Origin of the sequence: Nonomuraea glycinis, from assembly GCF_035920485.1 — a bacterium.
GTDB classification, from domain to species: domain Bacteria; phylum Actinomycetota; class Actinomycetes; order Streptosporangiales; family Streptosporangiaceae; genus Nonomuraea; species Nonomuraea glycinis.
Map to the genome: position 1 here is coordinate 3,272,816 of NZ_CP109166.1, position 22,169 is coordinate 3,294,984.

25 protein-coding genes and 1 pseudogene are annotated in these 22,169 nt (G+C 70.3%); 15 read left to right on the plus strand and 11 right to left on the minus strand.

The window, feature by feature from the left end; all coding sequences use genetic code 11:
• Positions 1 to 91 precede the first annotated feature (91 nt).
• Entirely contained in the window at positions 92 to 538 is a 447-nt protein-coding gene (locus tag OHA68_RS15350; protein WP_327108238.1) for a DUF2000 domain-containing protein, read from the minus strand.
• 117 nt (positions 539 to 655) lie between these two features.
• Here OHA68_RS15350 and OHA68_RS15355 point away from each other — a divergent pair, with 117 nt between their 5' ends.
• Complete coding sequence (locus OHA68_RS15355; RefSeq protein WP_189142842.1) at positions 656 to 1,153, plus strand: Lrp/AsnC family transcriptional regulator; 498 nt, start codon at positions 656 to 658, stop codon at positions 1,151 to 1,153.
• 2 nt (positions 1,154 to 1,155) lie between these two features.
• On the opposite strand, the gene lysS is transcribed toward OHA68_RS15355, so the two are convergent.
• The 3 genes from lysS to OHA68_RS15370 all read right to left on the minus strand — a co-directional run bounded on the left by lysS (position 1,156) and on the right by OHA68_RS15370 (position 3,822).
• A complete protein-coding gene (lysS, locus tag OHA68_RS15360; protein ID WP_327108239.1) occupies positions 1,156 to 2,778 on the minus strand; it encodes a lysine--tRNA ligase in 1,623 nt (540 codons plus the stop codon).
• Positions 2,779 to 2,888: 110 nt separating this feature from the next.
• Positions 2,889 to 3,302: a nuclear transport factor 2 family protein gene (locus OHA68_RS15365; protein WP_189142844.1), complete on the minus strand. Its 414-nt coding sequence runs from the start codon at positions 3,300 to 3,302 to the stop codon at positions 2,889 to 2,891.
• A gap of 16 nt (positions 3,303 to 3,318) precedes the next feature.
• Positions 3,319 to 3,822 carry a DinB family protein gene (locus OHA68_RS15370; RefSeq protein ID WP_327108240.1) on the minus strand — a complete coding sequence of 168 codons (504 nt, stop codon included), beginning with the start codon at positions 3,820 to 3,822 and terminating at the stop codon, positions 3,319 to 3,321.
• Positions 3,823 to 3,863: 41 nt separating this feature from the next.
• On the opposite strand from OHA68_RS15370, the gene OHA68_RS15375 reads away from it, so the two are divergent.
• Complete coding sequence (locus tag OHA68_RS15375; protein WP_327108241.1) at positions 3,864 to 4,529, plus strand: hypothetical protein; 666 nt, start codon at positions 3,864 to 3,866, stop codon at positions 4,527 to 4,529.
• Positions 4,530 to 4,586: 57 nt separating this feature from the next.
• On the opposite strand, the gene OHA68_RS15380 is transcribed toward OHA68_RS15375, so the two are convergent.
• The 3 genes and pseudogenes from OHA68_RS15380 to OHA68_RS15390 all read right to left on the minus strand — a co-directional run bounded on the left by OHA68_RS15380 (position 4,587) and on the right by OHA68_RS15390 (position 5,913).
• A complete protein-coding gene (locus tag OHA68_RS15380) occupies positions 4,587 to 5,081 on the minus strand; it encodes a hypothetical protein (protein ID WP_327108242.1) in 495 nt (164 codons plus the stop codon).
• 159 nt (positions 5,082 to 5,240) lie between these two features.
• Positions 5,241 to 5,501: pseudogene (locus tag OHA68_RS15385) on the minus strand (AraC family transcriptional regulator); the annotation flags it as partial.
• A 1-nt stretch (position 5,502) separates the two neighbouring features.
• A complete protein-coding gene (locus OHA68_RS15390; RefSeq protein ID WP_327108243.1) occupies positions 5,503 to 5,913 on the minus strand; it encodes a VOC family protein in 411 nt (136 codons plus the stop codon).
• 178 nt (positions 5,914 to 6,091) lie between these two features.
• Between OHA68_RS15390 and OHA68_RS15395 the strand changes: the two genes are divergently transcribed.
• The 4 genes from OHA68_RS15395 to OHA68_RS15410 are packed head-to-tail and all read left to right on the plus strand — an operon-like array spanning position 6,092 to position 10,518.
• Complete coding sequence (locus OHA68_RS15395) at positions 6,092 to 7,147, plus strand: extracellular solute-binding protein (RefSeq protein WP_327108244.1); 1,056 nt, start codon at positions 6,092 to 6,094, stop codon at positions 7,145 to 7,147.
• Positions 7,148 to 7,182: 35 nt separating this feature from the next.
• The gene (locus OHA68_RS15400) at positions 7,183 to 8,742 is read left to right on the plus strand and encodes an ABC transporter permease (RefSeq protein ID WP_327108245.1); all 1,560 of its coding nucleotides are present in this window, start codon (positions 7,183 to 7,185) and stop codon (positions 8,740 to 8,742) included.
• Positions 8,739 to 9,851, plus strand: coding sequence for an ABC transporter ATP-binding protein (locus tag OHA68_RS15405; RefSeq protein ID WP_327108246.1), 1,113 nt, complete (start codon positions 8,739 to 8,741; stop codon positions 9,849 to 9,851). The genes OHA68_RS15400 and OHA68_RS15405 overlap by 4 nt, the downstream gene beginning before the upstream one ends.
• Before the next feature lie 40 nt (positions 9,852 to 9,891).
• Positions 9,892 to 10,518: a hypothetical protein gene (locus tag OHA68_RS15410; RefSeq protein WP_327108247.1), complete on the plus strand. Its 627-nt coding sequence runs from the start codon at positions 9,892 to 9,894 to the stop codon at positions 10,516 to 10,518.
• Between the two features lie 33 nt (positions 10,519 to 10,551).
• Here the strand turns inward: OHA68_RS15410 and OHA68_RS15415 are convergent, their stop codons facing one another.
• Positions 10,552 to 11,499, minus strand: coding sequence for a C40 family peptidase (locus tag OHA68_RS15415; RefSeq protein WP_327108248.1), 948 nt, complete (start codon positions 11,497 to 11,499; stop codon positions 10,552 to 10,554).
• A 181-nt stretch (positions 11,500 to 11,680) separates the two neighbouring features.
• Here OHA68_RS15415 and OHA68_RS15420 point away from each other — a divergent pair, with 181 nt between their 5' ends.
• Both OHA68_RS15420 and OHA68_RS15425 read left to right on the plus strand, forming a co-directional pair.
• Positions 11,681 to 12,214, plus strand: coding sequence for a SigE family RNA polymerase sigma factor (locus OHA68_RS15420; RefSeq protein ID WP_327108249.1), 534 nt, complete (start codon positions 11,681 to 11,683; stop codon positions 12,212 to 12,214).
• The gene (locus OHA68_RS15425; RefSeq protein WP_327108250.1) at positions 12,211 to 13,401 is read left to right on the plus strand and encodes a hypothetical protein; all 1,191 of its coding nucleotides are present in this window, start codon (positions 12,211 to 12,213) and stop codon (positions 13,399 to 13,401) included. The genes OHA68_RS15420 and OHA68_RS15425 overlap by 4 nt, the downstream gene beginning before the upstream one ends.
• Before the next feature lie 85 nt (positions 13,402 to 13,486).
• Here the strand turns inward: OHA68_RS15425 and OHA68_RS15430 are convergent, their stop codons facing one another.
• Positions 13,487 to 13,870: a hypothetical protein gene (locus OHA68_RS15430; protein WP_327108251.1), complete on the minus strand. Its 384-nt coding sequence runs from the start codon at positions 13,868 to 13,870 to the stop codon at positions 13,487 to 13,489.
• Between the two features lie 361 nt (positions 13,871 to 14,231).
• Between OHA68_RS15430 and OHA68_RS15435 the strand changes: the two genes are divergently transcribed.
• From OHA68_RS15435 to OHA68_RS15445, 3 genes are all read left to right on the plus strand, one after another.
• On the plus strand, positions 14,232 to 14,822 hold the full coding sequence (locus tag OHA68_RS15435) for an RNA polymerase sigma factor (protein WP_327108252.1): 591 nt from the start codon (positions 14,232 to 14,234) through the stop codon (positions 14,820 to 14,822).
• Entirely contained in the window at positions 14,815 to 15,792 is a 978-nt protein-coding gene (locus tag OHA68_RS15440) for a CU044_5270 family protein (RefSeq protein ID WP_327108253.1), read from the plus strand. The genes OHA68_RS15435 and OHA68_RS15440 overlap by 8 nt, the downstream gene beginning before the upstream one ends.
• Before the next feature lie 139 nt (positions 15,793 to 15,931).
• Positions 15,932 to 17,059 (plus strand): hypothetical protein, encoded by a 1,128-nt coding sequence (locus tag OHA68_RS15445; protein ID WP_327108254.1) that lies wholly within the window; start codon positions 15,932 to 15,934, stop codon positions 17,057 to 17,059.
• 21 nt (positions 17,060 to 17,080) lie between these two features.
• On the opposite strand, the gene OHA68_RS15450 is transcribed toward OHA68_RS15445, so the two are convergent.
• Complete coding sequence (locus tag OHA68_RS15450) at positions 17,081 to 18,424, minus strand: acyltransferase family protein (RefSeq protein ID WP_327108255.1); 1,344 nt, start codon at positions 18,422 to 18,424, stop codon at positions 17,081 to 17,083.
• A 261-nt stretch (positions 18,425 to 18,685) separates the two neighbouring features.
• On the opposite strand from OHA68_RS15450, the gene OHA68_RS15455 reads away from it, so the two are divergent.
• From OHA68_RS15455 to OHA68_RS15465, 3 genes are all read left to right on the plus strand, one after another.
• Positions 18,686 to 20,179 (plus strand): CehA/McbA family metallohydrolase domain-containing protein, encoded by a 1,494-nt coding sequence (locus OHA68_RS15455; protein ID WP_327108256.1) that lies wholly within the window; start codon positions 18,686 to 18,688, stop codon positions 20,177 to 20,179.
• Between the two features lie 256 nt (positions 20,180 to 20,435).
• Positions 20,436 to 20,768: a beta/gamma crystallin domain-containing protein gene (locus tag OHA68_RS15460; RefSeq protein ID WP_327108257.1), complete on the plus strand. Its 333-nt coding sequence runs from the start codon at positions 20,436 to 20,438 to the stop codon at positions 20,766 to 20,768.
• Between the two features lie 61 nt (positions 20,769 to 20,829).
• Positions 20,830 to 21,153 carry a hypothetical protein gene (locus tag OHA68_RS15465; RefSeq protein WP_327108258.1) on the plus strand — a complete coding sequence of 108 codons (324 nt, stop codon included), beginning with the start codon at positions 20,830 to 20,832 and terminating at the stop codon, positions 21,151 to 21,153.
• A gap of 13 nt (positions 21,154 to 21,166) precedes the next feature.
• Here OHA68_RS15465 and OHA68_RS15470 read toward each other — a convergent pair whose 3' ends face one another.
• Entirely contained in the window at positions 21,167 to 21,541 is a 375-nt protein-coding gene (locus OHA68_RS15470; RefSeq protein WP_327108259.1) for a DoxX family protein, read from the minus strand.
• A 107-nt stretch (positions 21,542 to 21,648) separates the two neighbouring features.
• On the opposite strand from OHA68_RS15470, the gene OHA68_RS15475 reads away from it, so the two are divergent.
• Positions 21,649 to 22,128 (plus strand): MarR family winged helix-turn-helix transcriptional regulator, encoded by a 480-nt coding sequence (locus tag OHA68_RS15475; protein WP_327108260.1) that lies wholly within the window; start codon positions 21,649 to 21,651, stop codon positions 22,126 to 22,128.
• Positions 22,129 to 22,169: the final 41 nt, after the last annotated feature.

Here is a 22,169-nt window from a genome sequence, read left to right on the forward strand (position 1 = left end):
GACCAGGGCGTTTTCATCCTGTGACCTGGAATCACATGTGGCTGGAGTGCACTGTTGTCCGACTTGACCTGATAGGTCAAATATGCGGACCTTAGCGCAGCAGGGACAGTCTGCCCGTGTGCCGCTCCACCTCGGCGCGCGGCCCGAGCAGGCTCACCGCGAAGTACGACAGGTCCGCCACGGCGGTGCCGGCGAGCTCGGCCAGATAGTCGTCGTAGACCTCGGCCCGCTGCGCGATGGCCGCCATGTCCGTGACGAGCAGCTCCGGATCGCCCGCCGCGTCGTCCCTGACCCGCTTGACGATCGCCGCCGGGGCGGCCAGCACCGTGCAGCCGGTCCACGGCAGGCCCGCGTGGGCCTGGCCGGAGGCGTCGAGCCCGCCGGAGCCGAGGATCGACGGCGCGGCCTGGCTCATCGACGCGGCCAGGCACGCCGCCGCGTTCGCCTGCAGCCCGCGGGGCAGGTCACGATCCACCACGATCACCCATTTGACTGCCAGCTTCTTCGTGGGCAGGTCGCTGCGACGTTCGATCTCCATGCTCAAGGTCCCCTCTGTCCGAACTTGCTAAGGAAGACTCGTGCTTGCATCGGGGATGGAGCAATGTCAACCAGCCGATTCCGAAGGATGTTCGGAACATCATGAGAGCATGGGCTTGTGGACGAACTTGATACGGCCATTCTGGGCGAGCTTCAGCGTGACGGCCGCCAGACCAACCGCGAGCTCGCCGAGCGCATCGGCATCGCCGCCTCCACCTGCCTCGAACGGGTGCGCTCGCTGCGCGGCGACGGCGTGATCGAGGGCTTCCACGCCGAGGTCAACCTGGACGCCATCGGCCGGCCGGTGCAGGCGCTCATCCACGTCCGGCTGCACCCGAAGATCCGTGAGGCGGTGGAGGGGTTCCGCGACTACGTGGCCGCGCTGCCCGAGACGCTCGCGGTCTTCGTGGTGTCCGGCGGCGACGACTTCATCATCCAGGTCGCCGTACGGGACACCACGCACCTGCGCGACTTCGTCCTCGACCACGTCGCGCGGCACCGCAACATCGCCGACGTGCGCACCTCACTGGTCTACGACCACATCCGCAAGACCTCCGTCGAAGTGCTGCCTCCCGCACGCGCCGCCAGACCGCGCACCGGCCGCAAGTCCCGCTGAGGTCAGGCTCCGACCAGCTTGCGTACCCGGTCCGCGCCCACCGCCAGCAGCAGCGTGGGCAGCCGGGGGCCGGTGTCGCGGCCGACCAGCAGCCGGTAGAGCAGCGCGAAGAAGGCCCGCTGCGCCGTCTTCACCTCGGGCGTCGGCTTGGCGTCCGCCGCCAGCCCGGCGCGCACCTTCGGCACGCCGTACACCAACGTGGTGAGCCCGTCGAGCGACCAGTGCTCGTCCAGCCCCTCGACCAGCAGCCGCAGCGAGTCACGATCATCGTCGCCGAGCGAGTCGAGCAGCTCCGCGTCCGGCTCCTCGCGCACCCGGGTGCGCTGGTCGGCGGCGACCTGGGTGTCGATCCACCGCTGCGCCCGGTCCAGCCTCGGCCGGGCGTCCTCCAGCGAGGTGATCGCGTCGAGGTCGCCCAGGATCCGCAGCGTCTGGTCCTCGTCCCCGGTCGTGACGTCCACGATGGAGGCCAGCGTGCGGTAGGGCACCGGCCGCGGGGTCTCCGGCAGCGGCCCCTCCGCCGTCCGCACGGCCCGGTTGTAGGCGGCCAGCTCCGACGGCTGGCGGGTCCCGTCCGCGACCTTGCGGCCCAGGGCGTCCCACTCGTCGTAGAGCCGCTGGATCTCCTGATCGAAAGCGATCTTGAACGACTGGGACGGCTTGCGGCGCGCGTACAGCCAGCGCAGCACCGGCGCCTCCATGATCTCCAGCGCGTCGGCCGGAGTCGGCACATCACCCTTGGAGCTGCTCATCTTGGCCATGCCGGTGATCCCGACGAAGGCGTACATCGGCCCGATCGGCTGCTCGCCGCCGTACACCTCGCCGACCAGCTGCCCGCCGACGATCCAGGCCGACCCCGGCGAGTGGTGGTCCACCCCCGAAGGCTCGAAGACCACCCCTTCGTACGCCCACCGCATCGGCCAGTCGACCTTCCACACCAGCTTGCCGCGGTCGTGCTCGGCCAGCCGTACCGTCTCCCCGAACCCGCAGGCGCACGTGTAGGCCAGCTCGGTACTGTCGTCGTCGTAGGCGGTGACCGTGGTCAGATCGCGCTCGCACAGCTCGCAGTAGGGCTTGTACGGGAAATAGGCGGCGCTCTCCTGGACCGTCTCCTTCGTCCGGTAACGCGCCAGGACCGCGTCGATCCGGTCACGCTCCCGCATGGCGACGAGGATCTGCTCCCGGTAGGCGCCGGAGGTGTACTGCTCGGTCTGGCTGATGCCCCGGTATTGGACGCCCAGCTCGGCCAGCGCGGCCTCCATCGGGGCCTTGAAGTGCGCCGCCCAGGAGTCGTGCGCGCTGCCCGGAGGCGCGGGCACCGAGGTCAGCGGCTTGCCGATGTGCTCGGCCCACGACGGGTCGACGCCCGCGGGGACCCGGCGGAAGCGGTCGTAGTCGTCCCAGGACAGCAGGTGGACGCACTCGTGCCCGCGCCGCCTGATCTCGTCGGCGACCAGGTGCGGGGTCATCACCTCACGCAGGTTGCCCAGATGGATCGGCCCTGACGGGCTCAGCCCGGACGCGCACACGATGGGTTCGCCCGGCGCGCGACGCTCCGCCTCGGAGATCACCTCGTCCGCGAACCTGGATACCCAGTCGGTCTCCGTGCTGTCAGCCACGCTCATCGCGCCATTCTTGCGGTTCGCCCGGGTTCAGGCGAACGTGATCCGCAGATCTCCCGCGCGGTTCTGCGGGGCGGTTCTCCCACGCGGTTCTCGCGCACTCCCGCGCGGTTCTATCGGGCGGTGCGCCAGGTCTGCTCCTCCACCAGCTCCCGGCTGCGCCAGCCGTCCCCGGCGCGCACCATCCGATGGTGGTACCAGCCGCCGCCCTGTAACAGGCCCTTGGTCTCGGCCGGGATGAGCTCCCGCGACGGCGCGAGGGTGTCGGTGAACGGCGCGTGCACGACGGCCTGGCCGTCCTCGAAGCTGATCACAGCGGCGCCCACCAGGTGCAGCCGCCCCGGCCAGTGGGACAGCACGGTGGCCAGCCAGGACTTGACCTCCGGCAGCGTCCCCCGGATGCCGCCCGCCGACCGGTAGTCGATCACCGCGTCGGGCGTGAACACCTCGTCGAGGTCGTCCCACCGCCCCGAGTCGATGGCGTAGGTGTAGCGGGCCAGCACGTCGACGATCTGCAGACGGTCCATCCGCCGATCATGTGCTTTATTCGCCGGTCCTGCCATCGATTCGCTCGCGCAGCAGGTCGGCGTGGCCGTTGTGGCGGGCGTACTCCTGGATGACGTGCACCAAGATCCGCCGGTGGGACACGTCGTGGCCGTCGCGCTGCCGCTTGGCGACCGCGTCCAGCGGCAGCTCGGCCGACACCTTGCGCGCTCGCTCGATCTCGTCCTGCCAGATGGCGATGGCCTCGCCGGCCGACGCGCCGTCGACCTCCTCGAAGTCGGCGTCCTGCCGCTGCTCCTTGTCGTACAGCAGGGGCACGTCCTCGTCGTCCAGCATCCGCCGGAACCAGGCCCGCTCCACGTGCGCCATGTGCCGTACCAGCCCGAGCAGCGACATGCCCGACGGCGGCACGGCACGGCGGCGCAGCTGCTCCTCCGACAGTCCGGCGCACTTGGCCGCGAGGGTCCCGCGATGCCAGTCGAGCCAGCTGTAGAGGATGGCTCGCTCGTCGCCGTCGTAAAGGGGAGGGATCCGGTCGTCCATGTCGAAAACCTACTCGCCTTCGACGCATTAGGGTTTCCGGCGTGCCGGGATATCTGGACTACATCCTCCTGCCCGAGGCGGACGGGATCCTCGTCGAGGAGCTCGTGCTCGCCGGCGACGGCACCGCGACCGGTCTGGACAGCGCCGGCTGGCGTGCCGCCGGGGGTGGCTGGTGGAGTTCGGCCGCGTACGCGCGCGAGCTGCGCACCGACGCCGGGCTGCGCGGGCGGGTCGTCGCGGTGCGTCGTCGTGAAGCCGAGAGCGTCTACCGCCGGCTCTCCGGGGCCGAGCTGCCCGACGAGGCGACGCTGCGCACCTTCTTCCACGACCGGCTGCCACTGGCCGGCTCGCCGCCGCTGGTGCTCACCCCGCCGCAGCCCCCCGACGGCTTTCATGAGGTACGGGTCTACCGCGTGCTGTTCGCCGGTGACCTGGGCCAGGACAGCCTGCCGCGGCTGCGGGAGGTCTGGCGGATGGCGCTCGCCGATCCCCGGGAGCGCGTCGTCGGCACGGCCGAGTCGCGGGTGGCCGGCGACTGGTTCACCTGGGACGTACGCCGGATCGGCCCCGGCACGGCCTGGTGCCTGGATCTGACCGCCCGGCTGGGAAGCGAATCCGACACCGCCGTCAGGCCGCTGCTGCGCGAGCTGACCGTGGTGATGCGGGCCGAAGGGCTGATCCCGGTGACGATCGAGCGCTTCTCCTGAGCATGCGTGAAGGCCCGCTCACGGTTCAGGCGAGCGGGCCTCTGTGCGGGGTGCTGATCAGATGTTGACCTGGTGCCAGTCGCCCTGCCTGACCACGTTGTCGCTGTACTGGCCGACCTGGCTGACCCGGATGCGGACCTTGTCCACGTTGTGGTTCCAGGAGGTGAAGTGCTTCACGGTGCCGGCGTTGCACAGCTTGTAGGACTGGCCGTTGTCCCACTTCCAGTTCGGCTGGTAGATGTGGTGGACCCTGATCTGGACGAAGGCGCACTTGCCGCCCTGGGCGAGGGTGCGGAAGTCCAGGTCGTACAGCCGGCCCTGGACCCGGACGTTGTTGGACGTGTGGGACGGGTTCCAGTTGACCCGCGTGGTGCCCTCGGCCTTGGCCCTGAAGTTGCTGGAGTAGTGCGGTCCCCAGCTCTGCACGGTCGGGCCGGCGACCAGCGGCTGCGGGTCGGGGTCGGTGGAGGCGGCGGCGGGGGCGGCGACGACCACGGCGGTGGCGGCGGTGGCGGCGGCGAGGGTGAACAGGGTACGAATCGAGCGACGCATGATGACTCCTTGAGGGTGAGGACTTCTGGGTGGCCCCCAAGGTCCTCTTGTGCTTTTCGGGGTGTGCATCACCATTGATAGACGCACCCGCCTGCCAGCCACTTACGCCGCCTAGGCACCTGCCTGCAGGCCGCTTTAGTCGTGGTTGCACCCCAATTGGGAGAGATGTGCGGCAAGAGCCACAGCCCCGTCGCGCTCGCTGCGCCGCGCCATCACATAGGCGTACGGCGACTGGCCGTAGGCGAGCCGGAACTGGCGGCTGAGGTGCCCCGGTGGCATGCCCGCGCCGCGGGCGAGCGCCACGACGTCCAGCGGCTGGGCGTACTCCCGGTCGATCCGGTCGCGGACGCGGCGCAACCGGGCGAGTTCGTTCAGGTGGTGCGCTGTGGTGAGGGCGCGCGCCCATGCGGGATGGCACATGTCAGCGCAGCTCCTGGATGCGGATCAGGTTGCCCGCAGGATCACGGAAGGCGCAGTCGCGGATGCCGTACGGCTGCTCGGTCGGCTCCTGGACGACCTCGCCCGCGCCGGCCCGTACCCGCTCGAAGGTGGCGTCGAGGTCTCGGGTGGCCAGCAGGATCCAGCCGTAGGTGCCCTTGGCCATCATCTCGAGGATGGTGCGGCGCTCGTCCTCGGTGATGCCGGGGTCGGCGGCCGGCGGCGTCAGGAGGATGGACGTGCCGGGCTGGTCGGCGGGACCGACCGTGATCCAGCGCATCTTGCCCTGCCCGACGTCGCTGCGGACCTCGAAGCCGAGGGCGTCGCGGTAGAAGACCAGCGAGGCGTCCGGATCGTCATGCGGGAGGGCGGTGGTGTGGATGGTGATGTCCATGGCCGTCACGTTAGCCGCGGCTCGGTGAGCAGCGCTTCTCCGTTCCTGACGGACGCTGTGGAGGTGCGCCGGGGTGGTGCTACCCCCTGGTGGTAGTTAGGTGAGGCTATGCTAACTTGAGCCGGAATACAGCAGAGCCTGGGGGCGGGCTCACCCCCGACGACTTTGAGGAACTACCGTGCTCGCTCTCCGTACCACCCTCGCGCGCGCTCTCGTCGCCGCGGTCGGGCTGAGCGTTCTGACCGCCTGCGGCGCTCAGAGCGACCCAGGACCCGCCGCCTCGGCCGCCTCGGACAAGAAGATCACCGTCTACAGCGGGCGGAGCGAGGAGCTGGTCAAGCCCCTGCTCGACCGCTTCACCCAGGAGAGCGGCATCGCGGTGGAAGCCCGGTACGCCGCGACCGCCGCCATGGCCACCCAGCTCGTCGAGGAGGGCGACCGCTCCCCGGCCGACGTGTTCCTCGCGCAGGACGCCGGAGCCCTCGGCGCGGTGGCCAAGGCCGGCCTGTTCGCTCCGCTCGGCGCGGACGTCACCGGCAAGGTGCCGGCCGCCTACCGGGCCAAGTCCGGCGAATGGGTCGGCGTGACAGCCCGTTCGCGCGTGCTGATCTACAACCCCGACCTGGTGGCGGCGGACAAGCTGCCCGCGTCCATCTTCGACCTGACCGGAGCCGACTGGAAGGGCAAGGTCGGGGTGGCGCCGACGAACGCCTCCTTCCAGGCCAACATCACCGCCATCGCGGTCCAGCACGGCGAGGCCCGGGCCAAGGAGTTCCTGACCGGGCTGAAGGCCAACGACCCCCAGATCCGCGAGGGCAACGGCCCCATCGTGGAGGAGGTCGAGAGCGGCAAGATCGCCGTCGGCCTGGTGAACCACTACTACCTCGGCGAGATCGCCAAGGAGCAGGGCAAGACTCCCGACCAGATGAAGGCGAAGCTGCACTTCTTCCCCGGCGGCGACTCCGGCGCGCTGGTCAACGTGGCCGGCGTCGGTGTGCTGAAGAAGGCCGCGGCGGACGCGGACACGCTCGCCTTCGTGAACTACCTGCTCGGCGTGCCGGCCCAGACCTACTTCGCCGAGGAGACGTTCGAGTACCCGGTCGTCGCCGGCGCGCCCGCCCCGGCGTACGCGCCCGCGTTGAGCGAGCTGAAGGTGCCCGCCGTCGACCTGAACGACCTCGACCGGCTCGACACGACCATCGCGATGATCCAGGAATCGGGCCTGGTTCCTTGACCGGCGCCCGGACCGCGGATCAGCCCGCCGGGCGCGTGAGCACCGCCACGCGCCCGGTCCGGCGTGGGCCCGGCGCCGTCCGTCGCCGTCCCGTGCTGCTGGCCGGTTCGGTGGTGGCGGTGGCCGTGGCGCTGATCCCGGTGGTGTACCTGCTCGTGCGCACCGGCCAGGCCGGCCCGGCGCGGATCGCCGCGGAGCTGCTCACGCCCCGGGTGGGCGCGCTGGCCGTACGCACGCTCGGGCTGGCCGCGGTGGTCACGGCCGGCTGCCTGATCGTGGGCGTCGGTACGGCGCTCCTGGTCACCCGCACCGACCTGCCGGGCAGGCGGGTGTTCGGCGTGCTGGCCGGGCTGCCGCTGGCGATCCCCACCTACATCGCGGCCTTCTCCTGGGTCTCCACCGTGGACGGCTTCGCCGGGTTCTGGGCCGCCGCCCTGGTGCTGACCTTGTGCAGCTACCCCTACGTCTTCCTGCCGGTGGCCGCCGCGCTGACCATCGCCGACCCGGCGCAGGAGGAGGTGGCCCGCTCGATGGGCCGCGGCCCGGCGCGGGTGCTGGCCACCGTCACCCTCCCGCAGATCCGCCCGGCCGTCGCCGGGGGCGCGGTGCTGGTCGCGCTCTACGTGCTGTCCGACTTCGGCGCGGTCTCGATCCTGCGTACGGACACCTTCACCCGGGCCGTGTTCGTGGCCTTCGAGCTCGGCTTCGACCGCACCGGCGCGCTGGTCCTGTCCACCGTGCTGCTCCTGATGACCGTGCTGGTGCTCACCCTCGACCGGCGCGGCCGGGCCCGGTACGCCTCGCTCGGCGGCGCGGCCCGCCCGCCGTCCCGGCTGCGGCTCGGGCCGGCCCGCTGGGCCGCGGTCACCGCTCTGGCCGGGGTCGCCGCCCTGGCGCTCGGCGTACCCGCCCTCGCCCTGGGCCTGCGGCTGGTGAACGGCGTGTCCAGGCCGGGCGCCTGGAGCGAGGTCGCCGCCGCGACCCTCGCCTCGCTCTCCCTGTCGGCCGCCGGAGCGGCGCTGACGATGCTGCTGGCCCTCCCGCTGGGGCTGCTCACCGCCCGCGCCCCGGGACGGGCCAGCACCCTGCTGGATCGGCTCGCCTACCTCAGCCATGCCCTGCCGGGCGTCGTGATCGGACTGTCGCTGGTGTTCTTCGGCATCAACGCCGCCTACCCGCTCTACCAGACGACCTGGCTGCTGGCCCTCGGGTACGCGGCGCTCTTCCTGCCCCTGGGGGTCGCCGCGGTGTCCGGCGCGGCGGCGCACGCGCCTCCGGTGCTGGAGGAGGTGGCCCAGTCGCTGGGGCGCCGTCCCCTGGCGGTGTGGCGCACGGTGACGTTCCCGCTCACGCTGCCCGGCATCGGGGCGGGCGCCACGCTGGTGATGCTCACCTGCATGAAAGAGTTGCCCGCCACGCTGCTGCTGCGGCCGACCGGCGTGGACACCCTGGCCACCGAGCTGTGGACCAAGACCACCGTCGCCGCCTACGCCGCCGCCACGCCGTACGCCGTGGTGCTGGTGCTGGCGGCGGCCGTACCCGCCTGGTTGCTCACCGCGCGCAGCGGTGTGCTCGGCAGGGAGGCACGCCGATGAGCCGCCTGGAGATCAACGACCTGGTCAAACGCTTCGACGGCGTGACCGCGCTGGCGGGGGCCGGCCTGACCGTGCCCGCCGGTCGGCTGACCGCCGTGCTCGGCCCGTCGGGGTGCGGCAAGACCACCCTGCTCAAGTGCGTCACCGGATTCGAGCGGGCCGACGGCGGTGAGATCCGGGTCGGCGGACAGGTCCTGTCCGGGCCGGGCCGGCACGTCCCGCCGCACCGCCGCCGGGTGGCGATCGTCCCGCAGGAGGGCGCGCTGTTCCCGCACCTGTCGGTGCTGGGCAACGTCCTGTACGGCCTGGACCGCGCCGACCGCCGCACCGGTCGCGCCGAGGAGATGCTGGCCCTGGTCGGCCTGGACGGCTACGGGCACCGGATGCCGCACCAGTTGTCCGGCGGGCAGCAGCAGCGGGTGGCGGTGGCCCGCGCGCTGGCTCCCCGGCCTTCGCTGATCCTGCTCGACGAGCCGTTCAGCGCCCTGGACGCCGGGCTGCGCACGGAGGTCCGCGAGGACGTCCGCGCGGCGCTGCGCGCCGCCGGGGCCACCGCGGTCATCGTCACCCACGACCAGGTCGAAGCGCTGTCGCTGGCCGACGAGGTCGCCGTCATGCGCGGCGGGACCGTGCTGCAGTCCGGCCCGCCCACCTCGGTGTACCACCGCCCGGCCGACGCCTGGGTGGCCGGGTTCGTCGGCGAGGCCAACCTCCTGCCCGGCACCACCCGGGCCGGTACGGCCGGCACCGCGCTGGGCCCGATCCCCCTCGCCGAGCCCTCTCCCGGGGAGGGGACGCCGGTCACCGTGCTGGTCCGCCCGGAGCAGATCGGCCTCGGCCCGGCGCCGGACGGCCGGGCGGGCGTCCGGGCGACCGTCACGGACCTGCGTTTCCACGGTCGCGACTGGCGGCTGACCCTGCACGTCGAGGGCCGGTCCGGTGATCCGGACGGCGGCACGACGGTGCTCGCCACCCTGCCCGGCACCGCCCACCTCGCGGTAGGGGACACCGTGGACATCCACTGCACCGGACCCGCCCACCACTGGCCCGCATCCGCGCCGGCACACGAGGACAGCGTCCTCGACCTGGTGCCCGGCCCACCGGACTGATCGGGTGAACCCGGTCGAGCCGCCAGGCATCTAACTTCGCATGATCTTAATCCTCGCAGTGTCTCTCGCCCTTGCCCCCGTCCAGATTCCCCAGAATTTCCTGCTGAGTGAGAAGACCGCTCGTACACCGCTGGAGGGGATCGAGAGAGACGAGGTGTGGTGGAAGATCAGCGACAAGCCGAACGCGCCTTTGCTGGTGAATCCGTGCGGGCGCAAGGGCGCTCCGACGGCGGACCGGTCGGCCGCGCGCACCATCACCCACGAAACCAGCGCCCCGTCGTACGCGGCCGAGCAACTGGTGATCTACCGGAACGCCAAGGCGGCCAAGGCGGCCATGACCAAGCTGTTGGCCGACGCCAGGCGATGCGCGACCGATCCGAGCGGCAAACCGTACAGCTGGAACGGCGATGGGAAGACCCGGTGGGTGGTGAGCCGCACGCGACTCGCGAACGAGGCCGCACTGACACACCTCATGATGTACGACAAGCTCAACAAGGAATGGTCGCCCCTGCTGTCGGGCCTGGTGGCGCGCAAGGGGCGCGCGCTGATGCTCTACACCGGAGATCAGGATTCCCTCGGCTACCCGCAGAAGCGAGCCGTCAAGACCCTGCGCGGCAAGGCCACCAAGATGACGGCGAAGGTATGCGCGCTGCCCGGAGTCTGCTGATCGTCGATGGACGTCCGCACGGTTCCGGTGGCGTCAGGGGCGGATCGCACCGAGGAGGCGGGTGCGCCAGTAGCCGTCGAGGTCGCTCACCTTGACGATGTCTCCGGTCTGGGGTGCGTGGAGCATCTTTCCGTTGCCCACGTACATCCCCATGTGTCCCAGCCCCTTGCTGAAGAGCAGATCGCCGGGCTCCAGATCGTCCAAAGGCACCCGGCGGCCGGCGCCCCAGCTCCATTGGGTCCATGTGGTGCGGGGTAACTTGACCCCGGCGCTGCGCCAGGCTGCCTGGGTGAGGCCGGAGCAGTCGAAGGAGCCCGGTCCCGTACCGCCGTACTGGTAGGGCTTGCCGATCTGGGAGAAGGCGAACCTCAGCGCCTGCCCGGCGTTGCCGGAGGCGGGACCGGTGTACACGACGCCCTTGCTGTTGGGATCGCCGGTCCGGAAGGCGCCGAGTCTGCGCAGGAGCTTGGTCTGTTCGGCGACCAGCTTGTCGACCTTGGCCTTTTCCCCGCGCACCTTGTCGCGCGCCTGCTGGGCCTCGGCCAGCACCTGCTGGGCGGCGTCGTGCCGATCGCGCAGCTCTTTGGTGGCCGCCTCGAAGGCGCGCAGTTTGGCCGCCCTGTTCTGCGCGATCTGGTCGAAGGCGGCCATGCTGCCCAGCAGCGCCTGAGGATCGCCCTCGGCGACGAGCCTCTCCAAGCCCGTCGACGGGCCCGACCGGTAACTGCTGACCGCCGTCTCGACGAGGTCCTCGCGTAGCGTGTCGGCCTGCTTGTTCTTCCTCTTGAGCTCGGCGTTGAGAGTGTCGTACTTCTTGTCGGCCTTCTTGTGGGTCTCGGTCGCCTGGTTGAACTTCTCCACGAGGTCGTCCGCTCGCTCGTTCAGCTTCACCAGCTTGGCCCTGGCCTTGGCGGGCGACGGGTCGGCCGCGGCGGCACCGGGGGCGGAGACCGACACCGCCAGGGCCAACACCGCTGCCATTGCTGCCTGCCCAAGCCTCACCGGCACGGCCACGCCTCCTCGTAAGTCCCTGTAGCTGACCGAAATGACCTGCCGCCAGGAGGTACGCGTACCGACCCCAGGACGTTCAGTTCACGCGGAGACCGCCCTAGTTTTCGGTCGGGTCGCATAGCGGGGGGCGCCGGGAGCGTCTGGAAGGGTGATGTCGATCCTTCTGGAGGTGGTCGTGGACGCCGCGGACGAGCAGCGTTTCCGCGAGTTCGTCTCTGCGCGCTCTCCCGCCTTGATGCGGCTCGGCTTCCTGCTCACCGGTGGTGACCAGCATGCGGCCGAGGATCTGGTGCAGACCGCGCTGGCGAAGCTGGTGACCAGGTGGCGGAAGGTGGAGGCGCCGGAGGCGTACGTGAAGCAGATCATGTACCGGCAGCAGGTCAGCCGGTGGCGGGCGAGCGGGCGGCGCGGTGAGGTGGTGCAGGCGAGCCCGCCCGAGCTGGCCGACCGAGACCTTCATCATCAGAGCGAGCTGCGCCTGGTGCTGCGGTCCGCTCTGTCCAGGCTCACCGCCCGGCAGCGCGCGATGCTGGTGCTGAGGTACTTCGAGGACCTGCCCGAGCAGGAGATCGCCCGAGTGCTGGGCTGCTCCGTCGGCACGGTCAGGAGCACCGTGCACCGGTCGCTGGCCCGCCTGCGCGTGATCGCCCCAGAACTGGCCCAGGTCATGGAGGTGACCGGATGACCCGACTGCTGCGTGACACGTTGGAGGAGTGGGCCGGTGAGGCCAGGGTGCCCCGTGACCTGGCCGACCGGGCGCTACGCAGGCGCGTCTGGAAGCCCGTCGGCGCGGCGGTGCTCGTGATGGCGATGGTGGCGGGGATCGCCCTGTTCGTCTCCGTCCAGCGCGGGCCCGCGCCCGTCGTGCTGCCGGCCACCGGGGTGACGCTGCCGGCCCGGCCGTCACCCGCCCCGACGGACGTGCGGGCCGACGCGGAGAACAGCCCGCCGGCCCGGTTGATCGCCGCGGGCCGCCTGGCGGTGTCCGCCTACTACTCGAACCGGCGGGAGGCGCTCTCGGCGGACCGGGAGCGGATCCGGCGGACCTGGTCCCTGTACGACCCGCGTACCGGCGGGTACGAGCGGACCCCGTACGTCTGGGTGGACGTCGCCCCTGGGTTGCAGGTCGCGGCCGTGCTCGAAGGCGACCTGCTCAGCAGGCGGCTGGGCGTGCTCGACCTGAACACCCGTGAGGTCCTGACCTGGATCGACCTGGAGCATCAGGTGGCGTCCGTCGCCTGGTCCCCGGACGGCAAGCGGATCCTGGCCACCGCCTACTCCAGCTACCCCGACGTCCTGCAGGGCAGGGGCGACCAGGCGTTCCCGCTCGACCACAGCCCGCGTACCGGCTACTACGTCGTGGACGTCGAGGGCGGCACGGTGGACTACCACGAGCTGCCGCCGCTGCCCGGCCTCGAGAGCGACGAGCGGCTCACCAACGCGAACGGCCGTCAGGACCTCAACTGGAGTCTGGACGGCACGTTGATCTGGGCGCCCACGTCGACCACGCCCGACAGGGTCTTCTACAGCCTCGACGGCGAGCCCCGGCAGGCGCCCGAGGGGCAGCGGTACCCCAGGTGGTCGAGGCTGTCGGCGATCTCGCCCGACGGCCGTCTGGCGCTCGGGCCGGACGGGCTGCCCACGAAGATCACCGAGGTGCGGACCGGCAAGGTCGCAGGCCGCCAGAGGGTGCTGCAGTTGCACGCCTGGGCGGACGACGACAACGTCATCGCGCTCGGCTGCGGGGGCAGGTGCGAGGACGAGTTCAACAACGGACTGGTGCTCGTCAGCGTGGACGGTTCGAGAATGACCCAGCTCTCCGCCGACCGCGACGAGAGCGGCGGCTGGCGAGAGGTCCTCACCCCCAGGTGAGTGGGTCGGTCCTGAAAGCCGGTGATCGTACGGGTGCCCGGTCAGGCGGAGCCCCTCAGGGCCGCCTGACCGGGGCGCCGGGAGGTTACGGCTCCAGGAGGATGGAGTTGATCGGTGAGAGGTTGATGAGGTATCTACCGGGGTTCAGCCGGGCGCCGCAGTTCTGGCCGCCGTAGGCCGTGCAGGTGCGGAAGCCGGCTCCGCCGGTCTGGTTGTTGATGACGAGACGGGTGCCGAACACGTTGCTGAGGTTGTAGGTCCCGTAACGGTAGTACTTCGCCGGCTGGCCGTTCTGTGTGGCGTCCGGGTAGACGCACACGTTGCCGGACGGACAGTCCACCGCCCTGACCTGGTGCTGCCCCGTGGAGGCGAGGGCGGCTCCGGCCGACAGGGTGACGGCGACCGTGGCGGTGGCCGCGAGTGCGGCGAGCGTTCCGCGAAGCGAGGGCCGGCGGTTCTGGTTGCGCATCGTGCTGCTCCTTCGTGTCCTTCGTGCATGAGGTGGGAACCGGGGAGACCGGGAGGTCGCGTTCCCCGTGGCATCAGCACAACGGTGCGGTCGTGCTGTCCAACAGGGGCGCGGACGGACTCGGCCAGACCCGTCCACCTCGCCGCCACTTCCGGACACGTCTTCGAACGGCTCAAGGGGAGCGGTGATCCGCCAGGAATCCGACGAGATCGGCTTCAGGCGGGCGGGGCCGCGTTTCTCCGTGGAGCGTTGATCGGTCGATCGAGCCGCTCTGTGACACAGGTCACCTTCGCTACCGTGAACTCGCGCTGTCCGTCCGGGCGAAAGCTGACGAACCACTCCGTAGGGACGGGAGCACCATGTGATCGCCGAAGAATTCGGCAGAACCGACGACGCCGAGCTGATCCGGCGCTCGGAGCGGGTCCCGGAGGCGTTCGCCGACCTCTTCGATCGGCACGCGCCCGCCTTGCGGCGTTACGTGGCCCGGCGGCTGGGCCCCTCCCTGGCCGACGACATCGTCTCCGACGCCTTCCTGACCGCTTTCCGGCGCCGTGGCCACTACGACACGAGCCATCCCGACGCACGGCCCTGGTTGTACGGCATCGCCGCCCGGCTCATCAGCCGGCACCGGCGCGTGGAGGTCCGGCTCTACCGGGCGCTGGTCCGCAGCGGCTTCGACGAGATCGCCGAGCCGTACGCCGAGCGCGTCGACGACCGGGTCGCCGCGCAGCAGGCCGGGCTGGCGGCGGCTCTGGCGCAGCTGTCACCCGGTGACCGGGAGGTGCTGTTGCTCATCGCCTGGGCCGACATGTCGTACGAGGACGTGGCCCGCGCGCTCGACATCCCGGTCGGCACCGTCAGATCCCGCTTGCACCGGGCCAGAGCCAGGACACGCCTGGCGCTCGGCGGATCCCACCCTGCGACGACCCGAGAGGAGTCTTTCGATGGATGACCTGCGATCGCTGCGCGAGTGGCGGGCCGAGGTCCCCGAGCCGGGCCAGGAGTGGATCATCTCCGGGCGGCGGCGGCTGCTGACGCGGATCCGGGGGCGCGGGCGGGCACTGGGGCGCCGCCTGCTCGTGATCGGGGCCCTGGGGTCCGCCGCCGCGCTCGCCGTGACCACGCTGTGGCCGCAACCGCCCACCCCAGGCCCGGAGAGCACGCCGCCGGTCGTCCGGCTCGACTCCAGCGTGGTGCTGGCCGACGCCGCCGAGGTGGCCGGCAGGCGGAGGGGCGCCCAGGTGCCTTCGCCGAAGCAGTGGCACTACACCAAGACCCTGGACAAGCAGCCGAACTCGGACACGGTCAGGACCCGCGAGAGCTGGCTGCGCTACGACGGCCTGCAGGCGGCCTACTTCAAGGACGGCGAGCTGCACGTCAGCCCCGAGAGCAATCCGCTGGATGCGAACGATGACGACCTGACGCCGCAGCAGTACGACGCCAAGCTCCGCGAGCTGCCGACCGACCCGAGGAAGCTGCTGGCCAAGGTCACTGGCGATCGCCACTGGATCAGGGGGGCACGCGAGAAGGGCGTTCCCCACACCGTCGCACCTGCCAACATCCGCGCCTACAACGTGATCATGCTCTACCTGAGCAAGTACGGCACCATGCCACCGCGACTGGAGGCGGCCATGTTCCGCGCCCTGACGCTCATTCCCGGCGTCCGGATCGAGCAGGGTGTGAGCGACGCCGCCGGCCGCAGCGGGCTGGGCGTCTGGCTGGAGCGAGCCGACAATGCGTGGCCCACCCGCGAGTACAAGATCCTGGATCCGGTCACCTACCGCTACCTGGGCAGCCGGATGGTCTGGCTGCGCGATGAGGTGTGGCCCGGCCGGGACGAGCTCATCGCCCGCAAGGGGACGGTCTGGAGCAGGGCCCTGCTGTCGTCGGCGATCGTCGACCGTCCCGGCCGGCGGGGCTGAGCACGGGCAGGGCGGCGTTCCCGCGTCTTCAGCGTGCGCTCGGGCCCCGCCGAGGGATGACCACGATTTTTTCACGCTGTCAGTGATCCGCGTACGGTCCGGTAACGAATGGAGGTTACCTCTCCACGAAGGGATTTCGATGACTCGGCCCCACTGGTTACGCAGGACCCTGACAGCAGGCGTCGTCCTGGCCGTCGCCGTAGGCGTTCTGGCGCCCGCGTCCTCCGCCTCCGCCGCCGACCTGCCCGACCTCGGCACCCCCGCCGTGGCCTACGACCGCTCCTTCCAGCCCGCCGCGACCGGCGTCGCGGTCCGCGGCGCCGACGGCTCGCTGCTGTACGGCGCCCGCTCGGGCGCCGCCTTCGGCCCCCTCCAGTCGCTCGGCGGAGTGATCGTCGGCGACCCGTCGGTGGTGGTGACCTCCACCGGCACCCACTTCTTCGTCCGTGGCACCGACGACCAGGTGTACACCAACACGATCACCCCGTCCGGCGCCGTCTCCGGCTACTCGACGGTGCCCGGCCTGACGGTCACCGGCGACGTCGAGGCGATCGTGCCCAACCTCGCACCGGCGGGCAGCCTTCGGATCTTCGCCCGCGGCGCGGACGGCGCCGTGTGGACCAACACCCTCAACAGCGGCGCGTGGAGTGGCTGGAGCAGCCTCGGCGGCACCGCCACCAGCGACATCACCGCCGCCCGCACCTTCGCCTTCCCGAACGACACCGTCCGGGTGTTCGTCCGGGGGGCCGACCACCGCGTCTACGTCAACAGGGTGACCGCCGGCGGCGCCACCGGCTTCGAACCGCTCGGCGATCTGCAGGTCAGCAGCAACATCGCCGTCGCCGAGGACGCCATCTTCGGCGGCGGCTTCATCGCCGCCCGGGGCGCGGACAACGCCCTCTGGACGCTCAACCTGTTCACCCTCCCGTACACCTGGAAGTCCCTCGGCGGCACCGTCACCAGCGACATCGCCTACAGCGCCCAGCCCAACGTCGCCGCCCTCTACGTCCGGGGCACCGACAACGCCCTGTACGTCAACAAGGCGACCTCTCCCGATGCGGTCTACCGCGGCTTCGAACGGATCGACGGCACGGTCACCGGCAACCCGGCGGCGTTCGGCACCGGTCCCAACGCGCCGGGCACCGGGTTCCTGCTGGCCCGGCTCGCGAGCGGATCCCTGGGCCTGAACGTGGAGCCCATGCCCAGTGTCCTGCCGCCGCACAAGTTCGGCGGCTACACCCCGATCGCGGGGCCGCCCGTCAGCTGAGCAACGGTCGCCCGCGTCCCCTCAGGGCGCGGGCGACCGCCCGTCCACCAGCGGCTCCGTCCCCAGTCGCGGGGCCCGTGGATCACGTGCGGCCGTGTGGGCCAGGCGGCGGCCGAGCCGCTGGGCCGGTCGCTCGATGAACCGGTAGCTCACGGTGGCGCAGACGAGCACCACTCCCAGCAGCACCGCACTCCACAGCAGCCGTTCCGGCCAGGGGATCGGGGAGCCGTCGGTGACGAACCGCCGCAGCACCTGGATCGCGAGGGGGTGGAGCAGGTAGACCGCGTAACTGATCAGTCCGAGTTGTACGAGAGCGTCCGGAAAAGCGGCGGACCGCAGCAGGCGGCCGATCAGGAAGGTCACCCAGGCCGCCGCGACGGCGGTGGACCAGCTCCAGGTGAACTCCAGCGCCTCCTGGGCGGACATCCCCCAGCCAGGCCCGAAGCAGACGGCGGCGGTGATGGTCGCGACGGGCACCAGGGCGATCGCCCAGCCCGTCCTGGCCCGGTCGACCTGCCCCTGGTCCAGCCGGTAGAGCGCGGTGCCGGCGAACATGGTGGCCACGATGGCCAGGCTCTGCCAGGCCCCGATCCGGCTGTTGCCCCCCAGCAGCACGACGACCAGGACCGCCACGGTGGCCGCGCCGCACAGTCGTACGCGATGACCGCCACCGAGGATCGCGGCCATCCCCACCGCCAGCACGACGGCCGCGATCAGCACGACGGCGTCACCGCCGAGAACGCTCGACAGCGCGCCGGCCGGCAGCACCCCACCGACGAGCACGCCCGCCGTCGCGAAGGTGAGCGCGGTGCCGGCGCTCGCGCGCTGCCACCCGAAGACGAACATCGCGGTCACCAGCAGGTAGAACACCATCTCGTACGACAACGTCCAGAACACATTGACGACGCTGACCACCTGGAGAAGATCCTGCACCATCGTCAGGTGCGCGATCGTGGCCAGGACCGGACGGTCACTCAACTGGCCGGGCAGGGACGCGTACACCTGCATGAGGCCGAACGCGGTGCCGATGATCGCCGTGACGATCCACAAGGGGTAGAGGCGGAACAATCGGTTGATCCAGAACCCGGCCACGCTGCCGCGCCGTTCGAGCGAGACCGGCACCACGTAGCCGCTGACGAGGAAGAACAGCATGACGCCGTACTGCCCGAAGTTGAACCATGGGCTGATGTTCGCCCGCACCTCGGGAAACAGGGGGTCCAGCAGGTGCTCGAAGACCACGACGAGCACGGCGACACCTCGCAGGGCGTCCAGCCAGGCCTGCCGGGGGGCCGGCGGAGGCCGCTGCGGCTGGGCCGCGGTGCGCAGCCCGGCCGTGCCCTCTCGTGAGGCCAAGTTGATAAACATCGGGTCACGATAAGATATCAACCTGAACAAAAGCTTGGAGCGACCCTTGGCTCCTGCGTGACCTAAGGCGCTGCCGTTCTAGGCCGTACGGTCCCACTGACCCCCGTACCCCACCAGGAGCGGCGATCACCTGGCCGCTGTTGCTGCCCTTTGGTGGATTTTGTTCTTCATTGTCCCGTTTGCCGTTCATGGTGCGTTCAGTGATCCCCTGGACACTCGCCGGTTAGCCCCCTCCCTCACGGCAGCACGAAAGGCATCACTGTGAAGAACAAGAAGGCTGAGGAGTCCGAGCACTCCGGGCTTTCACGGCGCCGGCTGGTCAAGTACGCCGGTGTCGGCGCGACGCTGGCCGCGGCCGCCCCCCTGCTGGGCGGCACGCCGGCGCAGGCGGACGACGAGCGCAAGTTCGGCAACGGCGGCGGCAAGGGACGCATGTGGCGTGCCGGCGACCACCACATCCACTCCGAGTACAGCGGCGAGTTCGACACCAAGACCAACCCGCCGACCTTCCACAAGGGCGCGGACGCGGTCTACCCGATCGTCACCAACGCGATCATGGCGAAGCACTTCGGCCTGACGTGGGCGATGTGCACCGACCACGGCGGGCCGACGCATTCGAAGGTGAACCTGGAGCAGGCCTACCCTGACCTGCTGCGCTCGCGCGTGCTCGTGCCGGAGGTGCTGCAGTTCTGGGGCATGGAGTTCGACGCCCCGGCGCTGGACCACCACACCCTGATGATCCCGCACCACGCCGACGAGGCGCAGCAGTTGTTCGAGCTGGAGAGCCGCTTCGCCAAGCACGACGCCTTCCCCGCCGACCCGGGCCGTGACACCGAGGCCAAGATGGTGGAGTTTCTCAAGGCCGCCCGCGACATGCGGCAGAAGCCGCTGGTGATCGCCCACCACGCGGCCCGGTCGGCGACCGGCCTGGGCGTGTGGGGTCAGGACACCCCGCGCGAGTTCCGTAACGGCAACAACGCCGCCCCCGACATCTACGTCGGTTTCGAGGGCGCCCCAGGTCACCAGGCGGGTCCGCTGAGGGGCGGCGCCCGTGGCGGGTACGGCAACCACCCGACCTATGGCGGGTTCGACCAGATGACGGCTCGGGTCGGCGGCCTGTGGGACTCGCTGCTGGGCGAGGGACGGCACTGGTGGATCACCGCCACCTCCGACTCGCACGTGCACTGGACGCGCGGCGGCTCGGACTTCTGGCCGGGCGAGTACAGCAAGACCTACGTGGCGGCGCGGCAGGACTACGGCGATGTCATGGACGCCCTGCGCAACGGCCGGATCTTCGTCACCACCGGCGACCTGATCACCGCTCTCGACGTCACCGCGAGCAACCGGGGCCGCCGGGCCACGGTGAGCGAGACGCTCGTCGTCGAGCGTCGCAACCGCACGGACGTCGAGGTCGAGATCCGGTTCCGGCCGCTCGACGGGAAGAACGGCAACGGCGACCGCCCGCAGGTGCGGCGGGTCGACCTGATCGTCGGTCAGGTCACCGGCGTACAGGCCGACCTCGATGCCGCCACCACCCCCACGACCAAGGTGGTGGCGCGGTTCGGTCCGGGCGACTGGCGCCGGCAGGGCCACGACCACGTCGTCACGCACACCCTGCGTGACGTGGGCCAGGACAGCTACCTGCGGGTGCGCGGCACCGGCACCGACGAGATGGAGCCACAGGCCGACGGTCTGGAGAGTCCGTGGGAAGACCTGTGGTTCTACTCCAACCCCATTTTCGTCTCCGTTCGCTAGCCGACCTCAGGACCTCGTCCAGGAGGCCCCGGCCATAGGACGGGCTGGTGACCGGTACACCTGTCACCAGCCCGGTTCGGCAACGTGGACATCGGGGATTCCGGCGCATTCGGCCGGTGCTCTTTGATCGCGTCAATGAATGGCAGGATGTAAGCGGTGGTTGGCAGATAACACAAGTTCACGACAACGACTCCGTCTGTAATGTCAAGGCAACAGTAGCGACGGCCGCTCAGGCGGTCCGTTCGATGGGAGTCGTATGCGCAAGGCACTTGTGTCCGCTCTCTCCGCCTCAGTCATCTCGCTCGGCCTGATCGGCGTCACCGCCACGCCGGCCCTGGCGGCCAATGCGGTGGCCTGCAACCAAGACGGATTCATGCGAATCTACAACAGCGACGCGGTGCACTGCTTCGCCAATGCGGGCTACCTCGACGTCTACATCACGAACGTCAACTTCGTCTTCGCCGGCAACAACAGAGTAATGGTCAGATACAACGATCGAGGCGGCTGGGGAAGCGTCACCCTGGACAGATGGGAATCTCAGGGGTTCTGGGACCACTCGGTCACGGTCGAAGACATCACCATCTACTAGTCGTGAATTCCCGCGACCTTCCGCGTACGGAATTCAAAGGGCTTTGCCACGAGAGGAAGAGATGAAAATCGTCAAAAAGGCGATGATCGGCGCGTCGATGGCCATGGTCGTGTCATCCGCGGTCATGGTCGGCGCCGCACCCGCGCACGCCGAGGTGTGGAACTGCCGGTCCTATATCGAGCAGAACGTGGGCGTCGGCCTCTGCGAGGCCGGATTCGGCCCTTATCAGGTGCGCGTTTCGTGCGCCTCGGCGCACTGGCCCTACACGCGCGAGATCCACGGCCCTGTGGTGAGCAAGTCATTGAACGCTCCCGGACCCGAGTCCAGGGTCAGCGGCAGCGCCAATGGCTGTCACATCACCAGCGCATGGGTCGCCGCCCTCTGACGCGCGGGGTGGGTCAGAAGGCGTAGGGGCCGAAACGGCCCCAGGCCACGAACGCGGCCGCGACGAGCAGCACCACGTTGGCGGCGATCACCGGGTACTCCTTGCGGCGGACGTGGGTGATCGCGGCGCCGATCATGACCAGGACCAGGCCGGTGGCCGCCAGCGGGGTGAGGACGGGGAGGATGCCGAGCGCCGCGGGAAGGATCAGCCCGAGCCCGGCCAGCGCCTCCAGGCCGCCGATCGCCTTGACGGTGTTGTCGGAGAAGTCCTCGGTCCAGCTCAGGCCGGAGGCGGCGAGCTTGGCCTTGGGCTGGGTGAGCTTCATCGCACCGGCGCCGAGGAAAAGGAGGGCGAGCAGGCCGGCGACGATCCACAGGGCGATGTTCATCAGGGGGGTTCCTCACCATAAGTAACTTGAAGATTCAAGTCCAATGTAGGGACGCTGAGTTGAAGCGTCAAGTAAACCAGCGTGCCGCGTCAAGATATCGTGGGGGCATGGACTCACCATCGCCCCGCTGGCTGACCGAGGAGGAGAAGCTGGCCTGGCTGGGCCTGGTCAGCGCGATGGTCCGGCTGCCGGCCGCCCTGGACGCCCAACTGCAGCGCGATGCGGGCATCAGCCACTTCGAATATCAGGTGCTGTCCGGGCTGTCGATGAGTGCCGAGCGCACCCTGCGCATGAGCGAGCTGGCCCAGATGTCCGACGGGTCGCTGTCGCGGCTGTCCCATGTGATCTCCCGGCTGGAGAAGCGCGGCTGGGTGCGCCGCACGCCCGATCCGGCCGACGGCCGCTACACCCTGGCGGTCCTGACCGACGACGGCTGGGACAAGGTCGTGGCCAGTGCCCCCGGCCATGTCGAGGCGGTCCGCGCCCTGGTCGTCGATCCCCTGACCAGGACCCAGCTCCGCCAGCTCACCGAGATCACCCGGCGCATCAACCACGCCATCGACCCCGGCGGCACCTGCACCGGCTGATCGGCCCGTGCGGCGGGCGTCTCCTTACCGGTGCCTCCCGA

Coding starts and splice junctions, on each gene's coding strand:
- OHA68_RS15350 (WP_327108238.1), bottom strand. CDS start 538: ATGGAGATCGAACGTCGCAGCGACCTGCCCACGAAGAAGCTGGCAGTC.
- lysS (WP_327108239.1), bottom strand. CDS start 2,778: ATGAGCGTGGCTGACAGCACGGAGACCGACTGGGTATCCAGGTTCGCG.
- OHA68_RS15365 (WP_189142844.1), bottom strand. CDS start 3,302: ATGGACCGTCTGCAGATCGTCGACGTGCTGGCCCGCTACACCTACGCC.
- OHA68_RS15370 (WP_327108240.1), bottom strand. CDS start 3,822: ATGGACGACCGGATCCCTCCCCTTTACGACGGCGACGAGCGAGCCATC.
- OHA68_RS15380 (WP_327108242.1), bottom strand. CDS start 5,081: ATGCGTCGCTCGATTCGTACCCTGTTCACCCTCGCCGCCGCCACCGCC.
- OHA68_RS15390 (WP_327108243.1), bottom strand. CDS start 5,913: ATGGACATCACCATCCACACCACCGCCCTCCCGCATGACGATCCGGAC.
- OHA68_RS15405 (WP_327108246.1), top strand. CDS start 8,739: ATGAGCCGCCTGGAGATCAACGACCTGGTCAAACGCTTCGACGGCGTG.
- OHA68_RS15410 (WP_327108247.1), top strand. CDS start 9,892: ATGATCTTAATCCTCGCAGTGTCTCTCGCCCTTGCCCCCGTCCAGATT.
- OHA68_RS15415 (WP_327108248.1), bottom strand. CDS start 11,499: ATGGCAGCGGTGTTGGCCCTGGCGGTGTCGGTCTCCGCCCCCGGTGCC.
- OHA68_RS15420 (WP_327108249.1), top strand. CDS start 11,681: ATGTCGATCCTTCTGGAGGTGGTCGTGGACGCCGCGGACGAGCAGCGT.
- OHA68_RS15425 (WP_327108250.1), top strand. CDS start 12,211: ATGACCCGACTGCTGCGTGACACGTTGGAGGAGTGGGCCGGTGAGGCC.
- OHA68_RS15430 (WP_327108251.1), bottom strand. CDS start 13,870: ATGCGCAACCAGAACCGCCGGCCCTCGCTTCGCGGAACGCTCGCCGCA.
- OHA68_RS15440 (WP_327108253.1), top strand. CDS start 14,815: ATGGATGACCTGCGATCGCTGCGCGAGTGGCGGGCCGAGGTCCCCGAG.
- OHA68_RS15445 (WP_327108254.1), top strand. CDS start 15,932: ATGACTCGGCCCCACTGGTTACGCAGGACCCTGACAGCAGGCGTCGTC.
- OHA68_RS15450 (WP_327108255.1), bottom strand. CDS start 18,424: ATGTTTATCAACTTGGCCTCACGAGAGGGCACGGCCGGGCTGCGCACC.
- OHA68_RS15460 (WP_327108257.1), top strand. CDS start 20,436: ATGCGCAAGGCACTTGTGTCCGCTCTCTCCGCCTCAGTCATCTCGCTC.
- OHA68_RS15465 (WP_327108258.1), top strand. CDS start 20,830: ATGAAAATCGTCAAAAAGGCGATGATCGGCGCGTCGATGGCCATGGTC.
- OHA68_RS15470 (WP_327108259.1), bottom strand. CDS start 21,541: ATGAACATCGCCCTGTGGATCGTCGCCGGCCTGCTCGCCCTCCTTTTC.
- OHA68_RS15475 (WP_327108260.1), top strand. CDS start 21,649: ATGGACTCACCATCGCCCCGCTGGCTGACCGAGGAGGAGAAGCTGGCC.